This is a genomic window from Paraburkholderia sp. EG286B (genome assembly GCF_040965655.1).
Taxonomy (GTDB): domain Bacteria; phylum Pseudomonadota; class Gammaproteobacteria; order Burkholderiales; family Burkholderiaceae; genus Paraburkholderia.
This window is the reverse complement of the sequence record NZ_JBFRCF010000014.1, coordinates 72,323-94,861: the sequence shown is the minus strand read 5'-3', so window position 1 is coordinate 94,861 and position 22,539 is coordinate 72,323. Positions and strand designations below refer to the sequence as shown.

The 22,539-nt window shown below is 67.3% G+C and carries 20 protein-coding genes; 11 read left to right on the top strand and 9 right to left on the bottom strand.

Going from position 1 to position 22,539, the window contains the following annotated elements:
• Window positions 1-105 precede the first annotated feature (105 nt).
• The 5 genes from dcm to AB4Y42_RS27835 all read left to right on the top strand — a co-directional run bounded on the left by dcm (window position 106) and on the right by AB4Y42_RS27835 (window position 4,820).
• Complete coding sequence (dcm, locus tag AB4Y42_RS27855) at window positions 106-1,461, top strand: DNA (cytosine-5-)-methyltransferase (protein ID WP_368695948.1); 1,356 nt, start codon at window positions 106-108, stop codon at window positions 1,459-1,461.
• A 40-nt stretch (window positions 1,462-1,501) separates the two neighbouring features.
• Complete coding sequence (locus AB4Y42_RS27850; protein WP_028205780.1) at window positions 1,502-1,951, top strand: very short patch repair endonuclease; 450 nt, start codon at window positions 1,502-1,504, stop codon at window positions 1,949-1,951.
• A gap of 186 nt (window positions 1,952-2,137) precedes the next feature.
• The gene (locus tag AB4Y42_RS27845; protein ID WP_368690962.1) at window positions 2,138-2,641 is read left to right on the top strand and encodes a YbhB/YbcL family Raf kinase inhibitor-like protein; all 504 of its coding nucleotides are present in this window, start codon (window positions 2,138-2,140) and stop codon (window positions 2,639-2,641) included.
• A 71-nt stretch (window positions 2,642-2,712) separates the two neighbouring features.
• Window positions 2,713-4,119, top strand: coding sequence for an MFS transporter (locus AB4Y42_RS27840; protein WP_368690963.1), 1,407 nt, complete (start codon window positions 2,713-2,715; stop codon window positions 4,117-4,119).
• A 110-nt stretch (window positions 4,120-4,229) separates the two neighbouring features.
• Entirely contained in the window at window positions 4,230-4,820 is a 591-nt protein-coding gene (locus AB4Y42_RS27835; RefSeq protein ID WP_368690964.1) for a hypothetical protein, read from the top strand.
• Window positions 4,821-4,975: 155 nt separating this feature from the next.
• On the opposite strand, the gene otsA is transcribed toward AB4Y42_RS27835, so the two are convergent.
• The 4 genes from otsA to AB4Y42_RS27815 all read right to left on the bottom strand — a co-directional run bounded on the left by otsA (window position 4,976) and on the right by AB4Y42_RS27815 (window position 9,382).
• Window positions 4,976-6,448, bottom strand: coding sequence for an alpha,alpha-trehalose-phosphate synthase (UDP-forming) (otsA, locus tag AB4Y42_RS27830; RefSeq protein WP_368690965.1), 1,473 nt, complete (start codon window positions 6,446-6,448; stop codon window positions 4,976-4,978).
• 223 nt (window positions 6,449-6,671) lie between these two features.
• On the bottom strand, window positions 6,672-6,893 hold the full coding sequence (locus tag AB4Y42_RS27825; protein ID WP_368690966.1) for a hypothetical protein: 222 nt from the start codon (window positions 6,891-6,893) through the stop codon (window positions 6,672-6,674).
• A 475-nt stretch (window positions 6,894-7,368) separates the two neighbouring features.
• Window positions 7,369-8,754: a sigma-54-dependent transcriptional regulator gene (locus AB4Y42_RS27820; protein WP_368690968.1), complete on the bottom strand. Its 1,386-nt coding sequence runs from the start codon at window positions 8,752-8,754 to the stop codon at window positions 7,369-7,371.
• Between the two features lie 310 nt (window positions 8,755-9,064).
• Entirely contained in the window at window positions 9,065-9,382 is a 318-nt protein-coding gene (locus tag AB4Y42_RS27815; protein WP_368690969.1) for a hypothetical protein, read from the bottom strand.
• A gap of 400 nt (window positions 9,383-9,782) precedes the next feature.
• Between AB4Y42_RS27815 and AB4Y42_RS27810 the strand changes: the two genes are divergently transcribed.
• The 3 genes from AB4Y42_RS27810 (at window position 9,783) to AB4Y42_RS27800 (ending at window position 12,282) form a co-directional block, all read left to right on the top strand.
• Window positions 9,783-10,865: a sigma-54 interaction domain-containing protein gene (locus AB4Y42_RS27810; protein ID WP_368690970.1), complete on the top strand. Its 1,083-nt coding sequence runs from the start codon at window positions 9,783-9,785 to the stop codon at window positions 10,863-10,865.
• A 341-nt stretch (window positions 10,866-11,206) separates the two neighbouring features.
• Window positions 11,207-11,719 carry a hypothetical protein gene (locus tag AB4Y42_RS27805; protein WP_368690971.1) on the top strand — a complete coding sequence of 171 codons (513 nt, stop codon included), beginning with the start codon at window positions 11,207-11,209 and terminating at the stop codon, window positions 11,717-11,719.
• 5 nt (window positions 11,720-11,724) lie between these two features.
• Window positions 11,725-12,282: a hypothetical protein gene (locus AB4Y42_RS27800; RefSeq protein WP_368690993.1), complete on the top strand. Its 558-nt coding sequence runs from the start codon at window positions 11,725-11,727 to the stop codon at window positions 12,280-12,282.
• 83 nt (window positions 12,283-12,365) lie between these two features.
• Here the strand turns inward: AB4Y42_RS27800 and AB4Y42_RS27795 are convergent, their stop codons facing one another.
• On the bottom strand, window positions 12,366-13,715 hold the full coding sequence (locus AB4Y42_RS27795) for an AAA-associated domain-containing protein (protein ID WP_368690972.1): 1,350 nt from the start codon (window positions 13,713-13,715) through the stop codon (window positions 12,366-12,368).
• A 40-nt stretch (window positions 13,716-13,755) separates the two neighbouring features.
• Window positions 13,756-15,519: an ABC transporter permease gene (locus AB4Y42_RS27790; protein ID WP_368690973.1), complete on the bottom strand. Its 1,764-nt coding sequence runs from the start codon at window positions 15,517-15,519 to the stop codon at window positions 13,756-13,758.
• 772 nt (window positions 15,520-16,291) lie between these two features.
• Here AB4Y42_RS27790 and AB4Y42_RS27785 point away from each other — a divergent pair.
• Together AB4Y42_RS27785 and AB4Y42_RS27780 are read left to right on the top strand one after the other, a co-directional pair.
• The gene (locus tag AB4Y42_RS27785) at window positions 16,292-17,971 is read left to right on the top strand and encodes a diguanylate cyclase (RefSeq protein ID WP_368695947.1); all 1,680 of its coding nucleotides are present in this window, start codon (window positions 16,292-16,294) and stop codon (window positions 17,969-17,971) included.
• 177 nt (window positions 17,972-18,148) lie between these two features.
• Complete coding sequence (locus AB4Y42_RS27780) at window positions 18,149-18,415, top strand: hypothetical protein (RefSeq protein WP_028207711.1); 267 nt, start codon at window positions 18,149-18,151, stop codon at window positions 18,413-18,415.
• A gap of 178 nt (window positions 18,416-18,593) precedes the next feature.
• Here the strand turns inward: AB4Y42_RS27780 and AB4Y42_RS27775 are convergent, their stop codons facing one another.
• Complete coding sequence (locus tag AB4Y42_RS27775) at window positions 18,594-19,910, bottom strand: ATP-binding protein (RefSeq protein WP_368695946.1); 1,317 nt, start codon at window positions 19,908-19,910, stop codon at window positions 18,594-18,596.
• Window positions 19,894-20,625, bottom strand: a complete 732-nt coding sequence (locus AB4Y42_RS27770; protein WP_028207713.1) for a response regulator — start codon at window positions 20,623-20,625, stop codon at window positions 19,894-19,896. Before AB4Y42_RS27770 ends, AB4Y42_RS27775 begins: the two co-directional genes overlap by 17 nt.
• A 234-nt stretch (window positions 20,626-20,859) precedes the next feature.
• On the opposite strand from AB4Y42_RS27770, the gene AB4Y42_RS27765 reads away from it, so the two are divergent.
• Window positions 20,860-21,432 (top strand): periplasmic heavy metal sensor, encoded by a 573-nt coding sequence (locus AB4Y42_RS27765; RefSeq protein ID WP_368695945.1) that lies wholly within the window; start codon window positions 20,860-20,862, stop codon window positions 21,430-21,432.
• Window positions 21,433-21,538: 106 nt separating this feature from the next.
• On the opposite strand, the gene AB4Y42_RS27760 is transcribed toward AB4Y42_RS27765, so the two are convergent.
• Window positions 21,539-22,237 carry a pirin family protein gene (locus AB4Y42_RS27760; RefSeq protein WP_368695944.1) on the bottom strand — a complete coding sequence of 233 codons (699 nt, stop codon included), beginning with the start codon at window positions 22,235-22,237 and terminating at the stop codon, window positions 21,539-21,541.
• Between the last annotated feature and the right edge of the window lie 302 nt (window positions 22,238-22,539).

Here is a 22,539-nt window from a genome sequence, read left to right as displayed (position 1 = left end):
CATTCGCCCGCGCGGCGCTCGTCTGCGCACGCACCTCGGGAATTCCTGGTGCCGCGGGTCGACCATCGGTCATAATGTCCGCAAAAATACCCTAACGAGGACTCCGTGCTCACGGCCGAACCGAGAGACCTGCTCCAGCAGGCACGCAAGCGTTTCACGCAACAGCAGATCGCCACGCACGTCGGCCGCGACGTGAAGACCGTGCGGCGCTGGGAAAAGGGCGAGACGCCCTGCCCCGCGATGCTCGAAGCCGCACTGCGCGAGCTGCTGCAAGGCGGCGCTCACGCCCATGGCGCGACGGCGCGCTTTCGCTTCATCGACCTGTTCGCCGGCATCGGCGGCATCCGCAAGGGGTTCGAGGCACACGGCGGCGAATGCGTTTTCACGAGCGAGTGGAACCCGTTCTCGCGCAAAACCTATCTGGAAAACTACGGCGAAGATCATCCGTTCATCGGCGACATTACGGCCGTGGAGGCCGCCGACGTGCCCGATCACGACGTCCTGCTCGCGGGCTTTCCGTGCCAGCCATTCTCGATCGCGGGCGTGAGCAAGAAGAATGCGCTTGGCCGTCCGCACGGCTTTGCCTGCACCACGCAGGGCACGTTGTTCTTCGACGTCGCGCGCATCATCGCCGAGAAGCGGCCCGCCGCATTCCTGCTCGAGAACGTGAAGAACCTGGTCTCGCACGACCGCGGCCGCACGTTCGACGTGATCCTCCAGGTGCTGCGCGACGAACTCGGCTACGATGTGCACTACCGCGTGATAGACGGCAGCCATTTCACGCCGCAGCATCGCGAACGCATCATCATCGTCGGTTTTCGCGAGCCGGCGGCGTTCTCGTGGGACGCGCTCGCGCTGCCGGAAGAAGGCCCGCGGCTCGCCTCGATCCTGCACCGCACCGACGGCTGCGAGCCGCTGCTGCCGTGGGACGGCGAGCGCTTCTTCGATCACGGCGCGCGCCGCGTGCAGCCGAAGTACACGCTCACGCCGGGGCTCTGGGCCTATCTGCAGCAATACGCCGAAAAGCATCGCGCGGCCGGCAACGGCTTCGGCTACGGCCTCGCGTTTGCCGACAGCGTCACGCGCACGCTTTCTGCGCGCTACCACAAGGACGGCTCGGAGATCCTCGTCTATCAAGGCGAAGGATTGCGCCCGCGCCGCCTCACGCCACGCGAGTGCGCGCGGCTGATGGGCCTGCCCGACACCTTCCGCATTCCGGTGAGCGACACCCAGGCGTACCGCCAGTTCGGCAACAGCGTGGTGATGCCGGTGATGCGCGAAGTCGCGCGCACGATGATGCCGCACCTCGATGCGCTGCTGTCCAGACAGCACGCAGCACCGCGTGCAGACGCGCCGACGGTTCCCGAGGTTGCGCACACAACGCGCACCACGCGTACGGCACGCACGTCGCGCACCGCACGCAACGCGGCGACGGCCACGGCCACGGCGGGAGGCCGCTGACCCGCGCGCGCCGCGGCCAACCGAAGCGAGGCGACAGACGATGGTCGACGTCGTCGATACCGCGACCCGCAGCCGGATGATGTCCGGCATCCGCGGACGCAACACGAAGCCCGAGAAGCTGATCCGCAGTCTGCTGCACCGGCGCGGCTTCCGCTTTCGCCTGAACGTGCGCGAGCTTCCGGGCCGGCCCGACATCGTGCTGCCGCGCCGGCGCGCCGTCGTGTTCGTGCACGGCTGCTTCTGGCACGGCCACAACTGCGCCCTCTTCAAGTGGCCGCAAACGCGCCCCGAGTTCTGGCGCGAGAAGATCGCGCGCAACCGTCTGAACGACGCCAGGGCGCTCGCCGCGCTCGCCGCCCAGGGCTGGCGCGTGGCGGTGATCTGGGAATGCGCGTTGCGTGGCGCGCAGCACGATCCGCAGGCGGTCGTCGAGCGGCTGGCCGCGTGGCTCGAAGACGAGTCGTCGGCCTGGTTCGAGGCGCGCTCGTAACGCGCCCTCGCCAGGCATCACGCGAAGCGTGACCGCAAGCCGATGCGCCGCGCATCTCACGCTGCGAAGCTGGCGCTGCCTGCAGAGCCCGCAGTGATAAACTCGATCGAGCGGCTGCGCACCCACCTTCACGCGTCACACGTGTTGGCGCGACCGTCCCACGACCCCAAGCGAAGGAGACACCCGATGGCTGATTTCCGACTTTGGTCCGATGACTTTCCCAGCAACGGTTTCATGCCGAAGGCGCAGGAGTTCGACGACCGGGCCTTCGGTGTCGACGGCGACAACGTCTCGCCCGCGCTGCAGTGGGACGATCCACCCGCCGACACGCAAAGCTTCGCGCTCACCGTCTACGATCCGGATGCGCCCACGGGCAGCGGCTTCTGGCACTGGGTCGTGGTGAACATTTCGCCCGACGTGCGCTCGCTCGCCCGCAATGCAGGCAAGGCCGACGGCAGCCTGCTGCCGCAGGGCGCGGTGCAGGTGCGCAACGACTACGGCACGGTCGGCTTCGGCGGCGCAGCGCCCCCGCGCGGCGACAAACCCCATCGCTACATCTTCCGCGTGCATGCGCTCAAGGCGGCGCAACTGCCCGTCACGCCGGAAACGACGAACGCGGTGGCGCGCTTCATGACGCATCTGAACGAGGTGGATTCGACCACCTACGTCGGGCTCTATGAACTGAAATAAGCCGCCAGAGCACACCAGAAAACAACATCCAGCCGGCGGCGCACGTCCATCGCGCGCCGCCTCTCCCGTCGATGCCAACGCTTTCCGAACTCTCCGCCGCTTCCACCGCCGACATCGAAAACGGCCTGCCCTTTCCACAGCGTTACTACGCGATCCTCGTGGTCGCGCTCGGCATCACACTCGCCGTGCTCGACGGCGCGATCGCCAACGTCGCGTTGCCGACCATTGCGCGGCACCTCCATGCGAGCGCGGCAAGCTCGATCTGGATCGTCAACGCGTATCAGCTTTCGGTGACCATCTCGCTCTTGCCGCTCGCCTCGCTCGGCGACCGCATCGGCTACAAGCGCGTGTATCTGGCCGGCATGGTGCTGTTCACCGTCGCGTCGCTCGGCTGCGCGCTGGCGACCACGCTGCCCGAACTCGCGTTCGCACGCACGGTGCAGGGCTTCGGCGGCGCGGGGATCATGAGCGTGAACACCGCGCTCGTGCGCATGATCTATCCGCGCGCGCAGCTCGGTCGCGGCGTCGCCATCAACGCGATGGTCGTCGCGATCGCCTCCGCGGTCGGTCCGACGCTGGCCTCGGGCGTGCTCGCCATCGCGACGTGGCCCTGGCTCTTCGCGATCAACGTGCCGATCGGCATCGCCGCGCTCGTGCTGGGCCTGCGCGCGCTGCCCGTGAACGAGCGGCATCCCGCGCCCTACGACTACTTGAGCGCCGTGCTCAACGCCATCGTGTTCGGCCTCCTGATCTTTGCCGTCGACGGCCTCGGCCACGGCGAGAGCAATCGCCTCGTCGCGCTCGAATTCGTGCTCGCGATCGTGATCGGCTGGTTCTTCGTGCGCCGCCAGCTCACGCAGGCCGCGCCGCTGTTGCCCGTCGATCTGCTCGCCAACCCCGTGTTCGCGCTGTCGATCAGCACCTCGGTCTGCTCGTTCTGCGCGCAAATGCTCGCGTTCGTCGCGCTGCCCTTCATGCTGCAGGAGACCTTCGGTTTCTCGCAGGTCGACACGGGCCTCCTCATGACGCCCTGGCCGCTCGTCATCGTCGGCGCCGCGCCGCTCTCGGGCGCGCTCTCCGACCGCTATCCGGCGGGCATGCTCGGCGGCATCGGACTCGCGCTGTTCGCGCTCGGCCTGCTCTCGCTCGCCACGCTCGGCGCGCATCCGGCGGTGTTCGATATCTGCTGGCGCATGGCCTTGTGCGGCGCGGGCTTCGGCGTGTTCCAGTCGCCCAACAACCGGCAAATCCTCTCCTCCGCGCCGCGCGAGCGCAGCGGCGGCGCGAGCGGCATGCTCGGCACCGCGCGCCTCACCGGGCAGACGCTCGGCGCGGCGCTCGTGGCGCTGATCTTCGGCGTTGCGCCGCAGCACGGGCCGACCACGGCGCTGTACGTGGCGACGGCCTTCGCCGCCGTCGCGGCGGTGGTGAGCCTGCTGCGCCTGATGCCGGGCACCGCGGCGCGTACGCCGGGCTAACAGCGGCCTAACCCTGCGCGCGCACAGGCACTAACATGGATTCAGGGCGAGCCGCATTCGCGGCCGCGCCCGGCGAGTCAACCTGCCGGACCCGGCAAAGGGGGCTTCCCATGTCACTGATCGTCGCTGGTCGGTTCACGACCTTTCCCGCTGCCGAAGCCGCCGCCGAAAAGCTGTACGCGGGCGGCTTCCTCGAAGAAGACGTCAACCTGTTCTTCGTCAATCCGCGCGGCCAGCATGCGCGCCATAGCGTCCAGGGGACGGCCATGGGCGCGCCGCCCACGGTCGCCGCCGTGCACCCGCATCACACCCGCAATATCACCGCAGGCGCCGTGGCGGGCGCCGTGGTGGGCGTGGTGATTTTCAGCGCGTTCTCGGCTGCGCTGCCATCGGTCGTGATCGCGGCCGGCGTGGGCGCCTGGATCGGGGCGCGCATCGGCGCGAGTGTGGGCGCGAAAGCCGCTGCGCAGCAAATGTCGATGCACCACGAGCGGGTGCATCGCGAAACGCGCAGCGACGGCGTGCTGCTCTCGGTGCACGTCTGCTACGAGAACCAGGATCTCGCCGCGCAGTTGCTGCGCGACGGCGGCGCCGCCGAGATCGAATGCGCCTCGGGCCAATGGCACGACGGACACTGGGCCGATTTCGATCCGACCCGTGCGCCGATGCCGTTTGCCGCGCCGAGCGGCCAGCGGGTCTGAGCGCACGCCGCGACGCGTATCGCCGGGTAGCGATTACGCGGACGCAAAAAAACGCGGCGGGCCGAAGGCCGCCGCGCGAATCCGTTTGCGCCGAGAATGGTTAGTCGGCCAGGGGCGGCATGCATCCCGCTGCGCCCCTAACCGCCGATGCCTCGCTACGCGCGCGCCGCACGCTGCGCCTGTTCGGGCGCGCTCGCTTGCACGGGAGCTTTCCCCGCCGGCGCGGCATTGCGCGCCCTGGCCGTGACCGAAGCGGCCGTCGCGACGCTGCGCAGGTCGGCGAGGAACGTATCGCGCCACACCGAAAGATTGTTCTCGCGCAGCGACGCCATCATGTCGTTGTAGCGCGAGACACGCTCGGCGTGCGGCATCGAGAGCGCACGCTCGAGCGCCTCGGCCGTCTGGTTCAGGTCGTACGGATTCACGACCAGCGCGCCCGGCAGCTGTTCGGCCGCGCCCGCGAACTGCGAAAGCACCAGCACGCCGGGATCGTCGGGATTCTGCGACGCCACGTATTCCTTCGCCACGAGGTTCATGCCGTCGCGCAGCGGCGCGACATAGCCCACCTGCGCCTCGCGGAACAGCGCCATCAGCAGGTTGCGCTCGTACTTGCGGTTCAGGTACTGGATCGGCGTCCAGTCGAGCTGCGCGAAACGGCCGTTGATCCGGCCCGCCTCGCCTTCGAGATTGCGGCGGATCGTCTGGTAGGTCTGCACGTCGGAGCGCGTCGGCGGCGCGATCTGCAGGAGCGAGACGCGGCCATGCCAGCCCGGCCCGTTCTGCAGCAGGCGCTCGAACGCCTGGAAGCGCTCGGCGAGCCCCTTCGAATAGTCGAGCCGGTCCACGCTCATGATCAGCTTGCGTCCGCGCATGGCTTCGCGCAGGCTGCGCACGGCCTTGCGGTCGGCGAACTGCGACGAGGCCTTGGCAATGGCGTCCGGATAGATGCCGATCGGGTACGCGCCGACCTTCAGGAAGCGGTCCCACGCGTGGACCATGCCGTCGTCGCTTGCGGTGCCATGACCGCCGCGCTCGATGTAGTCGAGAAACGCCTGGCGGTCGGCGTCGGTCTGGAAGCCGACCACGTCGTAGTGGCACATGAACTTCATCAGTTCTTCGTGCGGCGGCACCGAGCGCATGACTTCGGGCACCGGCAGCGGAATGTGCAGGAAGAAGCCGATCGGGTTCTTCACCCCGAGATCGCGCAGGCAGCGCGCGAACGGAATCAGGTGATAGTCGTGCACCCAGATGATGTCGTCGGGCTCGATGAGCGGCTGCAACTGGCGCGCGAGCGACACGTTCACGCGCAGGTAGCCGCCGTACTCCTGGCGCTCGTAGCGCGCGAGGTCGTTGCGGTAGTGGAACGTCGGCCAGAGCGTCGTATTCGAGAAGCCCTTGTAGTACTGGTCATAGTCACGCCGGGTGAGACCCACCGTCGCGTAGGTGACGCTGCCCTGCTGCTCGATGACCGGTGCGGACGGCTCCGCGACGGTTTCGCCGCTCCACCCGAACCACACACCGCCGGTTTCCTTGAGCGCGTCCAATACGCCGACTGCGAGCCCGCCCGCTGCGGGACGGCCCTCCTGGGTCGGCGCAACGCGATTCGATACCACGATCAGTCTGCCCATTGCGGCTCTACCTCCTGTTTCGTTGGGTCCGAAGACGATGCTTCAGGTACGTATGCAAGACGCGTGCCGACTCGGCGGGGTCTGGAGCAAAAATCTTTTCTCACAAACGACAGCGCGAGCAAATTCCGCGCGGCAAGCACGCAAGAACGGAATACCCCGGTGATCTGTCAGGCCAGGAAACCGGCCTGCCAACAGCGCGCGGTGAGACGCGGTTCGAAGCGGATCAGGCGTCCTGTTCGGAGCCGAGATCGCGCTGGTACTCGATGCCCTCAGCCCGCGCCCCGCCTTGGTTGTGCTCGCCGTCGGGCGGCACGCCAGGCGCGGCGCGATTCTGGCCCGCGGGGTCCGGCGCGTCCGACGGTTGCGGACTGCTTTTCTCTTGCGAATCGCGCGGGCCACGCTTGCCCGTGTAACGTGCGGAGCGGCGCAAGGCAGGATGTCTCATGTCGATGCCTCCAGCGGGAAGGCGGCCACGCGGCCGTGGCGCTTTTTTATAGTCTAGGGTTCGCCGCGTGAATTCGCCGGTAAAAATGGTGGCGCCTTTGTAACTAGTACATAAAAGCATCACGATCAGCGGATCGCTTCTCGAGGCCGTGCGAGCAGATGCTCAGGTGGCGGGCAATGCGCCACGCGAGAGATGAAATCGAGAGGAGACCGAAGGGTCAAATCGGGGTCGCGCGTGCGGCACTTCACCCGGTGGCTCTGGTGGATCGCCGATGGGCGGCACGTCCGGCTCGCCGGGTTGATCCGGCGGCGGTTCGTCGGGCTGCGGGGTATGCGCGAGCCAGGGCTTCACGCGGACGGCATCACTGGTTTTGCAGCTCGGCATCTTTCGCTCCTCATCATGGACGCGAAACTCACACTGCAAGCGTCGTACCGCCCGCGCGAGCGCGCCACATGGGCACGCTCGCTCATGCTGCTCAGACGCCGGCTACACGCGCGGGCGCATCGCCCTTGCCGGCGCTTTCGTTGCCGTACTCCACAAGACGGTTATAGAGCGTCTTCAGGCTGATGCCGAGGATTTCCGCCGCACGCGTCTTGACGCCGCCGCACTGCTCGAGCGTCGCGAGGATGAGCTGGCGATCGGCATCGGCGAGCGAGGTGCCGAACGGGATCGTCACCGCCGTGCCGGCGATCGGCTTCGAGAGCGAAATCTGCAGCGGCACCGTGGCCGTGAAATCGCCGTCGTTGCCCGACATGATGTGCGCGCGCTGCACGTAGTTCTTCAGCTCGCGCACGTTGCCGGGCCACGGGTAGGCGGCCAGCATGTCGCGCACCGCCGCGGGAAACTGCTTTTTGGTGCCATGACGCTCGTTGAGCTCGTCGAGGAACGACTGGGCGAGCAGCTCGACGTCCTTGCCGCGCTCGCGCAGCGGCGGCAGGCTGATCGGAAACACGTTGAGGCGGTGGTACAGGTCCAGACGCAGCTTGCCTTCGGCGACGGCCTGCTCCGGGTCGCGGTTGGTCGCCGCGATCAGGCGCACGTCGGTCTCGATTTCCTTGGTCGTGCCCACGCGCATGAACATGCCGGTCTCGAGCACGCGCAGCAGCTTCACCTGCAGCTCGATCGGCATTTCGGTGATTTCGTCGAGGAACAGCGTGCCGCCGTTCGCGCGCTCGAAATAGCCCTTGTGCTGCCGGTCGGCGCCCGTGAACGAGCCGCGCTCGTGACCGAACATCTCGGACTCGATCAGGTTCGGCGAGATCGCGCCGCAGTTCACCGCAAGGAATTCGTGCTTGCGGCGCAGGCTCAACTGGTGGATGGTCTGCGCGGCCACTTCCTTGCCGGTGCCCGATTCGCCCACCAGCATGACCGAGGCGGGCGTCGGCGCGACGCGGCTGATCTGGTCGTAGACCTCCTGCATGGTCGGCGAATTGCCGAGCATCAGGCCGAAGCGCCCCATGCGGCGCAGCTCGCCACGCAGCGTGCCGATTTCGGCCTTGAGGTCGCCCGCGCGCGGCAGGCGGTTCAGGATCGCCTTGACGCGCTGGAGGTTGATCGGCTTGACCAGGTAATCGATCGCGCCGGATTTGAGCGCATCGACGGCCGTCTCGACCGTCGCGTGCCCGGTGATGACCACGAGTTCCACGCCGGAGCGCGGGTCGAGATCCTCGAACAGGTCGGTGCCACTGCCGTCGGGCAGCTTCAGGTCGGTGAAGACCACGTCCGGCGTCTGCCGCACGAGCTGGATGCGCGCCTCGCGCAGGTCGCCTGCCTGCGCGGTCGTGAGCCCGTCGTCGCTCACCACGGCCGCCAGCGCCTCGCGGGTTTCCGCATCGTCATCGACAATCAATACATGTGGCATCGCGTCTCGTCAGCCTTGATAGGTGAATGGCTCCAAAGCGCGAGCGCCGCGCCCTTCGCAGGCGTGCCGGACAACCTTGCCCGGCACCGCGGAAGTCGCGACGCACGTGATTGCGCTGCAGTGGAGTACGAAACGGTCGGACGCACGCCCAAGGCGGCAAAAGCCTCGATACGCGCGGTTTTGCTACAACTGAGCAACAATACCGTCAGCCGCGGGCCGTCCGAACCTCGATTGTTGTTGATATGACTATTATAGACTTATTCGAGACAAGCGGGCACGGCTCTCGCGTGGCCCCCGCCACGCCCGCCTGCTAGCTGTGCGGAAACGGCCATGGCATGCCGGCGGACCCATTTGCGCCGTTCACGCCACTCGTCATCCGGCTCTTCGCGCCATGTGCGGGCGCGTCCGAGGCGCCCCGGGCCATGGCCATTTCCGGGCCCAGTCCGTTGTTGCCCGTGGTGTCGGCAAGCGAGCCGCCTTCGCCCTCCCAGCGGCTCAGATCGCGATAAAAAGTTTGCCGTTGCATGCGATGACGCTGCGAGAAACGCCATGCCAGCATGCCCGCCATCGCGCCAAGCGCGCCGACGGTCACCAGGGTTCCTACCAAACCGCTGCGGTTCTTCGACATATCGCTTTCTCCCAGATACGCCTCGTCAAAGACGGAAGACGCGAGTTGACTCGAATGACATCGCCCGGGGCGTGGCCGATGCGCGGCCCCTATTCATGCAGACGGCGCGGGGCGCTTCAAGTTCCGCAGCAGGATGCGTGCCACACTCGCTCGCGGTGTGCCTGGACAGGTCCATTGCCCTGTCAGGCGCGGCAGTGGTTAAATGTTTACGCGAAAACGAGCTACCAAGCTCGAAGACGCAAACCTCGCGGCCGTCGGAGCGGCAAGTTCCGCACCTGTCCTGGACGGCCAGCCCCGGATCGCAGGGCCTGTTCGCCGATACGCGCAGAAGCATGCCGATGACATGCCGATGCGCGTTGAAGCAAACGCCCCGCACTACCTTTGCAGGACGAACATCCCTATGGCGTCAATCGAGCCGGGCTCGCCCGCCGCCACCAAACGCAACAGCGAAAACAACGGAAATACCGCAGCGGACGAGGATGCGCGTGTCGCGGGATTGCAGTCGTACGGTCTGCTGTACGGCTCGTCGGCGGTCATGCTGGATCTGTATGCGCAGATCGACCGCGTGGCCGTAACCGAGGCGACGGCGCTCATCGTCGGCGAATCGGGCACGGGCAAGGAACTGATCGCCCGCACGATCCACGCGCATAGCGAACGCCGCGACGGCCCGTTCATCGCGGTCAACTGCGGCGCGATTCCCGACGAGCTGATCGAGGCCGAGTTGTTCGGTCACGAAAAAGGCAGCTTCACGGGCGCCGTGCAGGCGCGCGACGGTCACTTCGAGCACGCGCGCGGCGGCACGCTGTTCCTCGACGAAATCACCGAGATGTCGCTGCTGCATCAGGTGAAGCTGCTGCGCGCGCTCGAAACCGGCGAGTACTTTCCGGTGGGCGGCAACGAAGCGATTCGCGGCGACGTGCGCATCATCGCCGCCACCAACCGCGACCCCGTGACGGCCGTGAAGGAAAACTGCCTGCGCGAGGACCTGATGTACCGGCTCGCGGTGTTTCCGCTGCGCGCGCCGCCGCTGCGCGAACGTGAACGCGACCGCGAACTGCTCGCGCAGCATTTCCTCACCGAACTGAACGACCAGGAAGGCACGCAAAAGGCGTTCAGCAAGCGCGCGCTCGAAACCGTGCGCAACTGGTCGTGGCCCGGCAACGTGCGCGAACTGAAGAACGCCGTGTACCGCGCATTCATCCTCGCCGAAAAGGTCGTGGAGATCGCGCATCCGCAGCTGGTGCCGCGCGTGAAGAAGCCGGTCACCCAGGGCGACGCCATGAGCGTCTGGATCGGCACGCCACTCGCCGATGCGCAGAAGCAGATCATTCTCGGCACGCTCAAGTATTGCGGCGGCGACAAGCGTCTCGCGGCGCGCACGCTCGGCGTGAGCCTCAAGACGCTCTACAACCGGCTCGGCAGCTACGGCGCCGACGATGGCGAAAGCGAAGCACCCGCCGACCCGGACACGAACGAAGCCTGATTCCCCTCCCCCGCCTCATCGCGGCACGCTCGTTGCGCGGCGAGGTGGGAGGCGCACGGCAAGCCGATCAAAGTTCGGCCTGCCGTGCACGCCCTTTTGCAATTTCTTGCACTTTACCTATCCCCGTAAGCAATCCCGTGCTGCACAATCCGCAGCACGTTAAGTAAGCAAAACATGCTGGATATCCGCGCAACGCGGCGCTATCCGGCTAGCGGCAGGGAATCATCATGCAACAACGAAGTGCTGGGGCGCGCGTTGCGCCAGCGGTGTCGGCCGCGGTCATGGAAACGATCGCCGGCGTGCCCCCGCTCCCTTCCGCGCATCCTCGCTGGCGACGCGTCATGTCGCTCACGCTGCTCGCCACAATCGCGAGCCTCGCGTGCTCGGCCTGCAGCTCGCTCTACTCCGAAGGCGCACAAACCGGCGCCGGTATCGCCGGCGCGGCGGTCGCCTCGAAAGTGACGAGCAACGCGGCTGTGGCGACCGGCATCGGCCTCGGCGCCGTGGCCGCGGCGAAGGCCGGCGTGCAGTACTCCGAGCGCGTCGTCCACACCAACACCCAGAACAGCATCGCCCACGCGGCGGGCCCGCTCGCAGTCGGCGCGGTCGCGCCATGGTCGATCACGCACTCGTTCCCCATCGAGGACGACGAGCACGGCCGCGTCACGGTGAGCCGCACGATCAGCAGCGGTGCGCTCGACTGCAAGGAGATCGTGTTCTCCGTCGATCACGAGGCCACGAAGGACAAGCCCGCCTCGAGCGCGTTCTTCGTCGCATCGGTGTGCCGCGACGGCGACAACTGGAAGTGGGCCTCGGCCGAACCCGCCACCGCCCGCTGGGGTGCGCTGCAATGAACGGCATGAACGCGCGCGCGAAGCGCGTACGGCACGGTGCAACGGAGTCGTCCACGGCGCGCCCCGTGAAGCTCATCGCGCTGGCCGCGCTCTGCGCGGGCGTCGCGCTCGCGGCGAGCGGCTGCTCGTCGATCGGCGCGGCGAGCGGCGCCGCGGCGGCGGCGGCCACCGGCATCGTCACGGCGAATCCTGCCGTGGGCATCGGCGTGGGCATTGCCGTGCAGGCGGCCACCGACGAAGCCGTCGGCCGTTTCATGAAGAGCATGCACGCGGACCAGCAGGCGCTGATCGCCGAGACGGCCGGCCGCCTGCCCGTGGGCGGCATGGACCTCTGGCGCATCAAGCACGATTTGCCCGTAGAGAACGGCCACGGCCAGGTGCGCGTGACGCGCGCGTTCGCCAACGCCCTCACGCTCTGCAAGGACTTCGTGTTCTCGGTGCAGGACGGCGAGAAAGCCGACGCGCCCGAGCAGTGGTTCACCGCGAGCGCCTGTCAGGACCAGTCGGGCTGGAAGTGGGCCACGGCCGAGCCCGCGGTGGAGCGCTGGGGCACGCTGCAATAGCGCGCCTTGTCCGCAAACGAAAAACGGTCGCCAGGTGAACGCAACCCGCGACCGCTTTTTATGCCTGGCGATGCGCGCGTCGCTCAGGACTCCACGTCTTCGAGGCTGAAGATTTCCGACTGGTCGTTGTACGAGAAGATCTCGCCATAACGGCCCCAGTCGATCACGGTGTCGAGCGTCTCTTCGGCGGCGCCGTCGGAGAGGAAGTCCTCCAGTTCCTGCTCGAAACGCACGCGCGGCGCGCGATGCCCCGGGCGCTCGTTGAGCACCTTCTTGATCCGCGCCGCGAGCGGCACGTGGCGCAGCAGATGCTCGGCGAACATCATCTTGCGCTCCTGCGTGCCGAACTCCGCGAACACGCGCGCGGGCGGCGTGAGCAGCACGTCGCCTTCGCGCACGTCGGCGAAACCGAGGTTCTGCAGCACTTCCGCGATCGGGAACAGGTCGTCCACTTCCAGATGCAGCGAGCGCGCAATTTCCGGCATGTCGGCGCGGCCGTGATACGGCGCCATCGCGAGCGTTTCGATCAGACCGGCCATCAGGTTGGTCGACACGCGCGGCAGCCAGCTGCCGAGTTCGAGGCCCTTCTTCGTCGTCTCGTCGGTCTGACGCGCGGTCATCTTCGCGTAGATGTCGTCGACGAGCTTGCGGAACACCGGGTCGAGCCGGTTGCGAGGATGCTTGAACGGCACCTTGATCTCGGCCACCACGCGACCCGGATTCGACGACAGCACCAGGATGCGGTCGCACATGAACACCGCTTCCTCGATGTTGTGCGTGACGATCAGCACCGACTTGATCGGCAAACGGCCTTGCGTCCACAGGTCGAGCAGGTCGGTACGCAGCGTTTCGGCGGTCAGCACGTCGAGCGCGGAAAACGGCTCGTCCATGAGCATCAGCATCGGGTCGACCACGAGCGCGCGCGCGAAGCCCACGCGCTGGCGCATGCCGCCCGAAAGCTCGCGCGGATAGGCGTTTTCGAAGCCGTCCAGACCGATCAGGTCGATGGCCGCAAGCGCGCGTTCGCGCCGCTCGCGCGCGCCCACGCCCTGCGCTTCGAGGCCCGCTTCCACGTTCTGCAGCACGGTGAGCCACGGGAACAGCGCGAAGGTCTGGAACACCATCGCCACGCCTTCGGCCGGCCCTTCGAGCGGCTTGCCGCGCCAGGTGACGTCGCCGGAGGTCGGCGAGATCAGGCCCGCGATGATGCGCAGCAACGTCGACTTGCCCGAGCCCGAGCGGCCCAGCAGCCCGACGATCTCGCCCTCGCGCAGCTGGAGGTTGGCGTCGTCGAGCACGAGCAGCTCGCCCTGGGTCTTGTTGAAGCCCCGGCACACGTCCTTCACGTTCAGAATTTCTTCGCCGAGGCGCGGCGGGTTCGGGGCCGTCTGCACATCACCGTGCGCGGCGCTCAGCGTCTTGGGGTTTTGCATCGCGTTACCTTCGATCATTCGTTGTTCGATCAGTCGTCGATCAGTCGAGCCGCAGACGGGACTCGGCGTACGTGTACAGCGGGCGCCACAAGAGGCGGTTGAACAGCGTGACGAAGAGCGACATCACGGCAATGCCGAGAATGATCTTCGGGTAATCGCCGGCCGCCGTCGTCTGCGCGATGTAGGCGCCCAGCCCGTGCGCGACGACCTTCGTATCGCCCCACTGCACGAACTCCGCGACGATACTCGCATTCCACGCGCCGCCCGAAGCCGTGATGGCGCCCGTCACGTAGTACGGGAAAATGCCAGGCAGCATAGCCTGACGCCACCACTGCCAGCCACGAATGCGGAAGTTCTTCGCCGCTTCCTTGTAGTCGTTCGGATAGGCGCTGGCCCCCGCGATCACGTTGAACAGGATATACCACTGGGTGCCGAGCACGATCAGCGGCGACAGCCAGATGTCAGGGTTGAGGTGAAAGCGCACGATCACGATCACGAACACCGGGAACAGCAGGTTCGCCGGGAACGCCGCGAGGAACTGCGCGAGCGGCTGGACCTTCTCGGCGATCGCCGGGCGCAGACCGATCAGCACACCGAGCGGCACCCAGATCACCGAAGCGATGGCGATCAGCAGCAGCACGCGAAAGAGCGTGATGAAGCCGAGACCGAGCACGTGCCACACTTCGTCGAGCGTCACGCCCGTGCGTACGAAGGCCACCACGCGCCACACGACGAACACGGTCAATGCGATCACGAGCACGGCCCACACGGCGTCGCCGATGCGTGCGCGCAAGCCGGGGCGGCCGCGCGTCACGGGCGCGGCGAACGTCACGTTCGGAAACGACGGCAGCTTGATCGGCATGCGCGCCGCCTTGGCGAAGAGCCAGCCGAGCGGCACGAGCAGTTGATGAATGAGATGGGTGCGGCGAATCAGGTCGAGCAGCCACGATTCCGGGGCATCACCCGAGCTCGTGTTCTCCATACGGAACTTGTCGGCCCAGGCCACGAGCGGGCGGAACAGGAACTGGTCGTAGGCAAGAATCACCACGATCATCGCGAGGATCACCCAGCCCACGGCGTGCAGGTTCTTTTCCGCGATCGCCTGCGCCAGATACGCACCGACACCCGGCAGCGTGATCGTGTTGTTGCCCACCGTGATCGCTTCGGAGGCCACCACGAAGAACCAGCCGCCCGACATCGACATCATCATGTTCCAGATGAGGCCCGGCATCGAGAACGGCACTTCGAGCTTCCAGAAGCGCTGCCATGCGGTCAGGTGGAACCCGCGCGAGACTTCATCCAGATCGCGCGGCACCGTGCGCAGTGACTGGTAGAAGCTGAACGTCATGTTCCAGGCCTGGCTCGTGAAGATCGCGAAGATCGCCGCGAGTTCGGCGCCCAGCACGCGCGAAGGAAACAGCGCGAGGAAGAACGTGACCGTGAACGAGATGTAGCCGAGCACCGGCACCGACTGCAGGATGTCGAGAATCGGCACGAGCACCTGGCCCGCGCGGCGGCTCTTCGCCGCGAGCGTGCCATACACGAGCGTGAAGATCAGCGAGGCCACCATCGCCGCGAGCATGCGCAGCGTGGTGCGCATGGCGTACTCGGGCAGGTTCGCGGGATCGAGCGAGATGGGCTGCGCCTTCAACGTCGCGATGGGCGCCATCGTTTCGTGAAAGCCCACGGCCGCCATCGCAATGAGGCCGATCATCAGCGGGAACGCCACGAAGTCCCAGCGGTTCGGCAGCACGCGCCACGCCGAGGCGTTGGCCGTGCGGTTCAGATTGAAGCTGAACTCCATTCAGACGCCCTCCGCGCCAGGTTTCAGAAAGGCGGACGACATGACGTCCGTGCCGCCGGACAGGCATTGCACAAGCTGCGAGGATGGCGGATCGACAAAGGCAAGGCGCATGGACTCAAAATTTCGTTGGCGTTGATGACACGGCGACGATGCCGCGGTGGTACGCACCGCCCGCACCGCAGTTGCGGCTGGCGACTGGCGGCGGGCGACTGGGCTTGCCTCGACTGAAACGGCACGACACTACTACAACCTCGATGACACTCACAACCGCGGCCGGTGCGCCGTGAAAGCCAGACTACACGGGCTTTCGCGGCGCTTTCGCCGGCCTTCTGGAGAGCTTCCAGAACGTGCCGCGCCCGGCTTCTGCACGTCATCGTGATGACGCATCGATGACGCCTTGATGACACAACGACGCCGCGCTCGCCTGCGTTCCTGCCTCATTCAGGCCGCCAACGCCAGTGGGCGTCGCTTGCGCGCCACACGCTGGCACGCGCGTGAACGGCGCTCGCGAAGCCGCGCCAACCGCGTCTGCGCTGCCTCGACTTCGCTCATCGCCGCGTATCGCCGTGCTGACGGCATGCACCTTGCATGTTAGCGATCCACGCTCGCGCCGCCGTCCGCTCGCGCCGCCTCGCAACGCCGCGCTGAGGCTTCGAGAGCGGGTTCACCGGCCCCGTTCGAGGGGTAAAATCGACACGCTCCGTCAGTGGCGCCCCGACGCCCAGGGGCGCCGATCCCCACGCCTCCATACCACTCACGAACCAGAAGGCCGATGAACAGGAGACTCTTGCGTCAGGCAGCCGGGCCCCTCGGGGTCGTGGTGGTCGCGCTCGTCTGCTGGGCGGCGGCCGACTGGCTCGCGGACCGCATGGTCCGCCAGGAGTTCGAGGCCGCGCTCGCCGCACAGCGCCAGATGATGCGCTCGGTCGTGGACAACATGGCCGAAGTGATCGCCAGCGACCTCGCCATGTCGCGCGCCATTCCGGCGACGATGGCCGAAACCCGTGTCGTCCAGCAGGCACTCACCGAGGCCGCGCATTATGCCGCGTCGAGCGAATCGACGGAACTGGCACGGCGCAAGGAGCTGCAAGGCGTGCCGGCGCTCGCCGGGGTCGACCGCTTTCTCCACGACGCCCAGGGCTTCTCCGGGCTCGATGCGATCTGGCTCGTCAACGCGAACGGCATCTGCATCGCGTCGAGCAATGCGCTCGAAAAAATCTCCTACGTCGGCGTGGACATGCGTCCGCGCGCATATCTGAACGACACGCTGCTCGGGGCGTTCTCCGAAGCCTACGGCGTGGGCACGGCAAGCGGCGAGCCCGGCATTTTCGTCGCAGCGCCCGCCTATGACGACGGCCTGCTGGTCGGCGCCGTGGTCGCGAAGGTCAGCATCGCCCGACTGCGCCACTGGGTGACCCACCCGGGCACCTTCGTCGCGGACAACAATGGCGTCATCATCATGGCCCATGACAGCGCGCTCGAAGGACGCGCCTTGCCCGGCTCGCACGTCGCCGAAATGAATGCGCTGGACCGCGTGAACACCTATCTGCGCGAGCACTTCGCGCCGCTCGAGTTGCGCCCGGCATCGAAAACCGCGTTGAGCAAGGCGCCGTGGATCCCGCGCGCCGACGCCGCGCAAATGATCGCCTTGCCGGGCCAACGCGCGCCAGCCCTCTACGAGCAGCGCGGCGGCCTGAACTCCGGGCTCTCGGCACACCTCGTGGATCCGGTCAACGCATGGTCCGAGCTGATCGCGAACCACCAGCGCGACCGGCTCCTCATTTTCCTCACGCTCGCGGGCACCGCGGCGCTCGCGGCGGTGATCTCGGTCTCGTGGGTGCGCGAGCGGCGCCTGCATCACGCGAGCCGCGATCTCGCCGGGCAGTTGCAGGCCGCGAACGCGCTGCTCGCCGCCGAGGCGCGCCACGACGCGCTGACCGGCGCGCTCTCGCGGCGCTACTTCCTCGACCTGCTGCGCCGCGAGATCGACACGGCCTATGCGGCAGGCCAACCGCTGTGCATGGCGATTGCCGACCTCGACTACTTCAAGCAGATCAACGACCGCTTCGGCCACCCGGCGGGCGACCGCGCGCTCCAGCATTTCGTGGAGACATGCCGCGCCGAACTGCGCGCCGACGACGCCGTCGGACGCCTGGGCGGCGAGGAGTTCGGCATCCTGCTGCCCGCGACCTCGCTGGCCACGGGGCTCATCGTGCTCGATCGCCTGCGCGAGCAGGTGAGCAAACGCATTTGCGTGGAATTGCCCGAGGAAGCGAGCGTGAGCGTGAGCATCGGCGTGACCGAACTTGCGGCCTCGCAGGATCAGCCCGAGCGTCTGATGAGCCGCGCCGACCTCGCGCTCTACATGGCGAAGGCGGCCGGGCGCGACCGTTGCGAGGCCATGACGGCCGAGGGCGTCGTGCCGCCGCGCGCCGCGGCGCCGACCTGGTGAGTGCGCAACGAGCTTGCGCAAACCATCACACGAGGGATGCCCGTACCAGGCTGCGGGGCTCGCCCGGCTCAACCGGCGAGGCGCGGTATCATGGGATGAACGGTGCGCACCAGTCCATCCGGTGCGCATGAGTCAAACCGCGCCACTTCGGTGTTCCGCACAAATCTGGAGGCATGCATGAAGGGAAATCTGGTCATTGTCTGCCGCGATCAGGATGCGCTCGCGTTCGACCAGTTGATGGTCGAGTACGGCGCGTTCCAGACGCGCCTGTCATCGACCGCGTGGTACCTGAAACTCGACGCCACGCCCGAGCTGATTCAGGAAGAGATTCTTGCCCGCCTCGGCAAGTACACCACGCACTACATCTTCGAGGCCGACACCGTGACCTACAACACGGTGGACAACGAGGCCGCCGCCGCGCTCGACACGCTCTTCACGGCCTGAGCGGCTGCGCCCGACCTGACGTGGCTTAGCCTGGCTTATGCTGGCGTCGCTCTGGCGGCGCCTTCGGGCGGAACGTCCGGTTCCTGCGTGGTCAATACCAGCTCAATACCACGTCGAGCGCATCCGGCCATGCCCCGCCTCTTCGGTGCGGGCTTCCGCCAAACCATTCCCACGCGATTTACCAGATCTGCGCCGCTTCGGTGACGGTGCGCTCCACCACGTCGAACGCAAACGTCATGCGCACCGCTAGCCCGCCGCTCTCGCCGTTGCCGATCGAGAGCTCGCCGCCTGCGCGGCGCACCAGCCGCTCGACGATCGCGAGGCCCAGGCCGCTGTGGCCGTTGCCGCCGCGCGCCGGGTCGAGGCGCACGAACGGCCGGCTCGCCTGCGTCAGTTCCTGGTCGGGGATGCCCTTGCCGTGGTCGTGCACGGTGAGCGAGAAACCCGTCGGGCCGCGCTCGCTCTCGATCACGACGGGCGGTGCGCCATACGCATGCGCGTTGTCGAGCAGGTTCGAGACCACGCGCTCGAGCGTGGCCGCGGGCAGACGAAACTCCGGACCCGCGCGCAGACGCGTTTCGATCGCAACCGTCTCGCCGCTCGCCGTGCGGTGGTTGCGCGCGATGCGCTCGCACTGGTCGTCGACCTCGACGGGCTCGCTGCGATCGGCGCCGTCGTGCGCAAACACGAGGAACTGGTCGACGATGTGCGCCATCGACTCGACGTCGCGCACCACGCCGTCGCGCACCTTTTGCTCGTCCATCATTTCGGCGCGCAGGCGCAGCCGGGCAAGCGGCGTCTTGAGATCGTGCGCGACGCCCGCGAGCATGACGGCGCGGTCTTTCTCCGTACGCTCGACTTCCTTGACCATCTGGTTAAAGCCCAGCGTGAGCTGACGCAGCTCGCGCGGCCCGCGTTCGGGCACGGGCGGGACGGGCTCGCCGCGGCCAAAGCGCCCCACCGCCTGGGCGAGCGCGCTCAGCGGCTGCTGCAGCATCCAGGCGGCCACGAGCGCGGCGATCACGGCGGTGGCGAAAATGGTGATGACCCAGGGCAGAAACTTGTCGAGCGGCCGCATGATGCGCAGCGGCTGGCCCGGCAGGACGATCCAGCGGGCGTCCTGCGGCCCGCGCACCCACAGCGTGGGCGGCCCGCCGGGCGGCCCGACGCGCACGTCGGTGCCGGGCGGCATGCGTTCGCGCACGTCGTCGATGAAACGGCGCAGCGGCTCGGGCATGCGTTCGGTGACGGGCGGCACGGCGGGACTCGCCGGATCGACGAGCTGCACGCGCGAAGGCAGCGGCTGGTCGGGCTCGCGCTCGACGTGCTGGCGCACCGCGTCGACGAGGAAGGTCGCTTCCTCGACGGCGTAGCGCGTTTGCATCTGATTGTGTTCGACGCGCATGAGCGTGAACCAGGCGACATGCGACACCAGCAGAACGCCGATGAAGATGACCGCGAGGCGCCCGAACAGCGAATCAACCGGCCGGCGCATGGTTGCCCTGCTCTCCGTCGGGAACGAACACGTAGCCGCGTCCGCGTACGGTCTGGATGAAGCGCGGCGTGGACGGGTCGCTTTCGAGAATGCGCCGCAGACGCCACACCTGCACGTCGATGCCGCGGTCGGTGCCGTCGTACTCGGGACCGTGCAGCAACTCCAGCAGGCGCTCGCGCGTGAGCGTACGCATGGGGTGGTTCACGAAAATCTTCAGGAGGGCGAACTCGCTGCCCGACAGCATGATCGGCTTGCCTTCCTGCTGCAGCGTGCGCGACTGGAAGTCGAGCGTGAAGCGGCCGAACGCGTACGGCTCGCGCTGCTCGGGCGCCGCGGCCGAAGGCACCGTGCGGCGCCGGCGCAGCACCGCCTGCACGCGCGCGAGCAGCTCGCGCGGGTTGAACGGCTTGCCGAGGTAGTCGTCCGCGCCGAGTTCGAGGCCGACGATGCGGTCCACGTCGTCCGCGCGCGCCGTCAGCATGATCACGGGGATGTCGTCGCCGGCCGCGCGCAGCTTGCGCAGCGCGGTCAGGCCGTCGACGCCCGGCATCATCAGGTCGAGCACGATCAGGTCCGGGCGCTCGCGCTCGAGCCGCCGCTCCAGCGAGCCGGCGTCGTGCAGCACCGAGACTTCCATGCCCTGGCGCGCTAGATAGTCGCGCAGGAGGTCGCGTAGTTCGAGGTCGTCGTCGACGACAAGGATTTGAGTAGCCATGGGATGAAGTGTAACGCGCGCGCACGGGCCGTTTGCTTACAGCTCTTCCAGCTGGGTTACGAGGTGTTACCGCGAAAGGCGCGTGTAATGTCGCGTAATCTCGGCGGCCCGCGGCGTAACACGCGCCGCCTGCCGGGTCGATACGCTAGGGACACCGGTTGCGAGCGCCACCACTTTCCGAAAGCGCCGCGCCAGACCGGATAAAACCCTCATGGATTTGTCAGGAGCATCACCATGTACAAGACGACTTCGCGCCTTCTCGCCATCGCCGCTGCCTCGCTCGCGCTCACCGTGGGCGCCACCGCCGCCAACGCCCAGACCCCGCCGCCGCCCCTGGGCGGTTCCGGCATGATGCACGGCGGTCCGGGCATGCATGGCGGCCCCGGCATGCACGGCGACTTCATGCTCGGCTTCAAGCAGCTGCACGACAAGCTGAACCTGAACGCCGCGCAGGAAAAGCAATGGCAGGCCGCGCTCGACACGATGAAGCAGAACGGTCAGGCCATGCGCAAGAATCATGAACAGATGAAGCAGCAGTTCGATTCGATGAAGAACCAGCCGATCCTCGACCTGAACGCCATGCACACGGCGCACGAGCAGGTCGAGCAGCAGAACCAGCAGCTGCGCGAGCAAACCACGCAAGCGTGGCTCGCCTTCTACAACGGCCTGAACGACCAGCAGAAGACGACCGTGAGCACGGCGATCAAGGAGCGCTTCGCGAAGATGGAGCAGCGCCACGAGCAGATGCGCGAGCGCTGGGAGCAGCACCACAAGGGCGGCGCTTCGGCACCGGCTGCGCAGCAGTAATCGGCACACACGCGCGCGCAAAAGCGCGACAAAGCGCCGCGGGATTCGCACCCCGCGGCGCTTTTTTCATGGCGCGGGCGCTTGCCGGCCGCTGCCGGTCAAAGGCTCAGGCGAGATCGAACAGCAGCACTTCGGCCGCTGCGCCCTTCGCGAGCGCGACGGCCGCCTCAGCCTCGATCATCGCGGCATCGCCGGCTTCGAGGCGCTGGCCGTTCACGTCCAGCGCGCCGCGCGCCACATGCAGATAGACGCGCCGCCCGGCCGGCACCGCATACTCGACGCGCTCCTCGCCGTCCACCAGAGCCGCGTAGATCGAGGCATCCGACTGCACGGTCACCGAGCCGTCGCGCCCGTCTGGCGAGGCGACGAGGCGCAGCCGGCCGCGCTTGTCGGCGTCGTCGAAGCGCTTTTCCTCGTAGCCGGGCGCGCCGCCGCGCTCGCGCGGCAGCAGCCAGATCTGCAGCAGGTGCGCTTCCTCTTCCTTCGAGCCGTTGAACTCGCTGTGCATCACGCCGGTGCCGGCGCTCATGCGCTGCACGTCGCCGGGGCGGATGGTCGAGCCGTTGCCCATGCTGTCACGGTGTGCGAGCGCGCCGGACAGCACATAGGTCACGATCTCCATGTCGCGATGGCCGTGCGCGCCGAAGCCCTGGCCGCCCGCGATACGGTCGTCGTTGAGCACCCGCAGCGCACCGTAGTGCATATGCGCTTCGTCGAAATAGTCGGCAAACGAAAAGCTGTGGTACGAGTCGAGCCAGCCGTGGTTGGCGTGGCCGCGTTCGTCGGCGCGTCGGATGGTCAGCATGGCAATCTCCGGTCAATCATGTCGATATCCAAAGGTAAGGGCGGCGGCCCGCTTGCACAATCCGCAGCAGCGCACCGCATCGTTTCGCCAGCAACATCAATGGGCTGCGTTGCCGGCGTCGCCCTGCGTCAGACCCGCACGCCCTCCGGCTTCGGGTAAAATACCGCGCTTTTCGGCCAGCGTGAGCCTGATGGCCCGGGGTGGACACCCCCGTGGCGGCTACCCCGCCCCGCCAGCGCGCGCTGCCGCCGGGGCCGGAGTGCGCCGCGCTTTCCGACCCGCATTTTTGATCGCCTAGAATG

Coding starts and splice junctions, on each gene's coding strand:
- AB4Y42_RS27850 (WP_028205780.1), top strand. CDS start 1,502: ATGGTCGACGTCGTCGATACCGCGACCCGCAGCCGGATGATGTCCGGC.
- AB4Y42_RS27845 (WP_368690962.1), top strand. CDS start 2,138: ATGGCTGATTTCCGACTTTGGTCCGATGACTTTCCCAGCAACGGTTTC.
- AB4Y42_RS27840 (WP_368690963.1), top strand. CDS start 2,713: ATGCCAACGCTTTCCGAACTCTCCGCCGCTTCCACCGCCGACATCGAA.
- AB4Y42_RS27835 (WP_368690964.1), top strand. CDS start 4,230: ATGTCACTGATCGTCGCTGGTCGGTTCACGACCTTTCCCGCTGCCGAA.
- otsA (WP_368690965.1), bottom strand. CDS start 6,448: ATGGGCAGACTGATCGTGGTATCGAATCGCGTTGCGCCGACCCAGGAG.
- AB4Y42_RS27825 (WP_368690966.1), bottom strand. CDS start 6,893: ATGAGACATCCTGCCTTGCGCCGCTCCGCACGTTACACGGGCAAGCGT.
- AB4Y42_RS27820 (WP_368690968.1), bottom strand. CDS start 8,754: ATGCCACATGTATTGATTGTCGATGACGATGCGGAAACCCGCGAGGCG.
- AB4Y42_RS27815 (WP_368690969.1), bottom strand. CDS start 9,382: ATGTCGAAGAACCGCAGCGGTTTGGTAGGAACCCTGGTGACCGTCGGC.
- AB4Y42_RS27810 (WP_368690970.1), top strand. CDS start 9,783: ATGGCGTCAATCGAGCCGGGCTCGCCCGCCGCCACCAAACGCAACAGC.
- AB4Y42_RS27805 (WP_368690971.1), top strand. CDS start 11,207: ATGTCGCTCACGCTGCTCGCCACAATCGCGAGCCTCGCGTGCTCGGCC.
- AB4Y42_RS27800 (WP_368690993.1), top strand. CDS start 11,725: ATGAACGCGCGCGCGAAGCGCGTACGGCACGGTGCAACGGAGTCGTCC.
- AB4Y42_RS27795 (WP_368690972.1), bottom strand. CDS start 13,715: ATGCAAAACCCCAAGACGCTGAGCGCCGCGCACGGTGATGTGCAGACG.
- AB4Y42_RS27790 (WP_368690973.1), bottom strand. CDS start 15,519: ATGGAGTTCAGCTTCAATCTGAACCGCACGGCCAACGCCTCGGCGTGG.
- AB4Y42_RS27785 (WP_368695947.1), top strand. CDS start 16,292: ATGAACAGGAGACTCTTGCGTCAGGCAGCCGGGCCCCTCGGGGTCGTG.
- AB4Y42_RS27780 (WP_028207711.1), top strand. CDS start 18,149: ATGAAGGGAAATCTGGTCATTGTCTGCCGCGATCAGGATGCGCTCGCG.
- AB4Y42_RS27775 (WP_368695946.1), bottom strand. CDS start 19,910: ATGCGCCGGCCGGTTGATTCGCTGTTCGGGCGCCTCGCGGTCATCTTC.
- AB4Y42_RS27770 (WP_028207713.1), bottom strand. CDS start 20,625: ATGGCTACTCAAATCCTTGTCGTCGACGACGACCTCGAACTACGCGAC.
- AB4Y42_RS27765 (WP_368695945.1), top strand. CDS start 20,860: ATGTACAAGACGACTTCGCGCCTTCTCGCCATCGCCGCTGCCTCGCTC.
- AB4Y42_RS27760 (WP_368695944.1), bottom strand. CDS start 22,237: ATGCTGACCATCCGACGCGCCGACGAACGCGGCCACGCCAACCACGGC.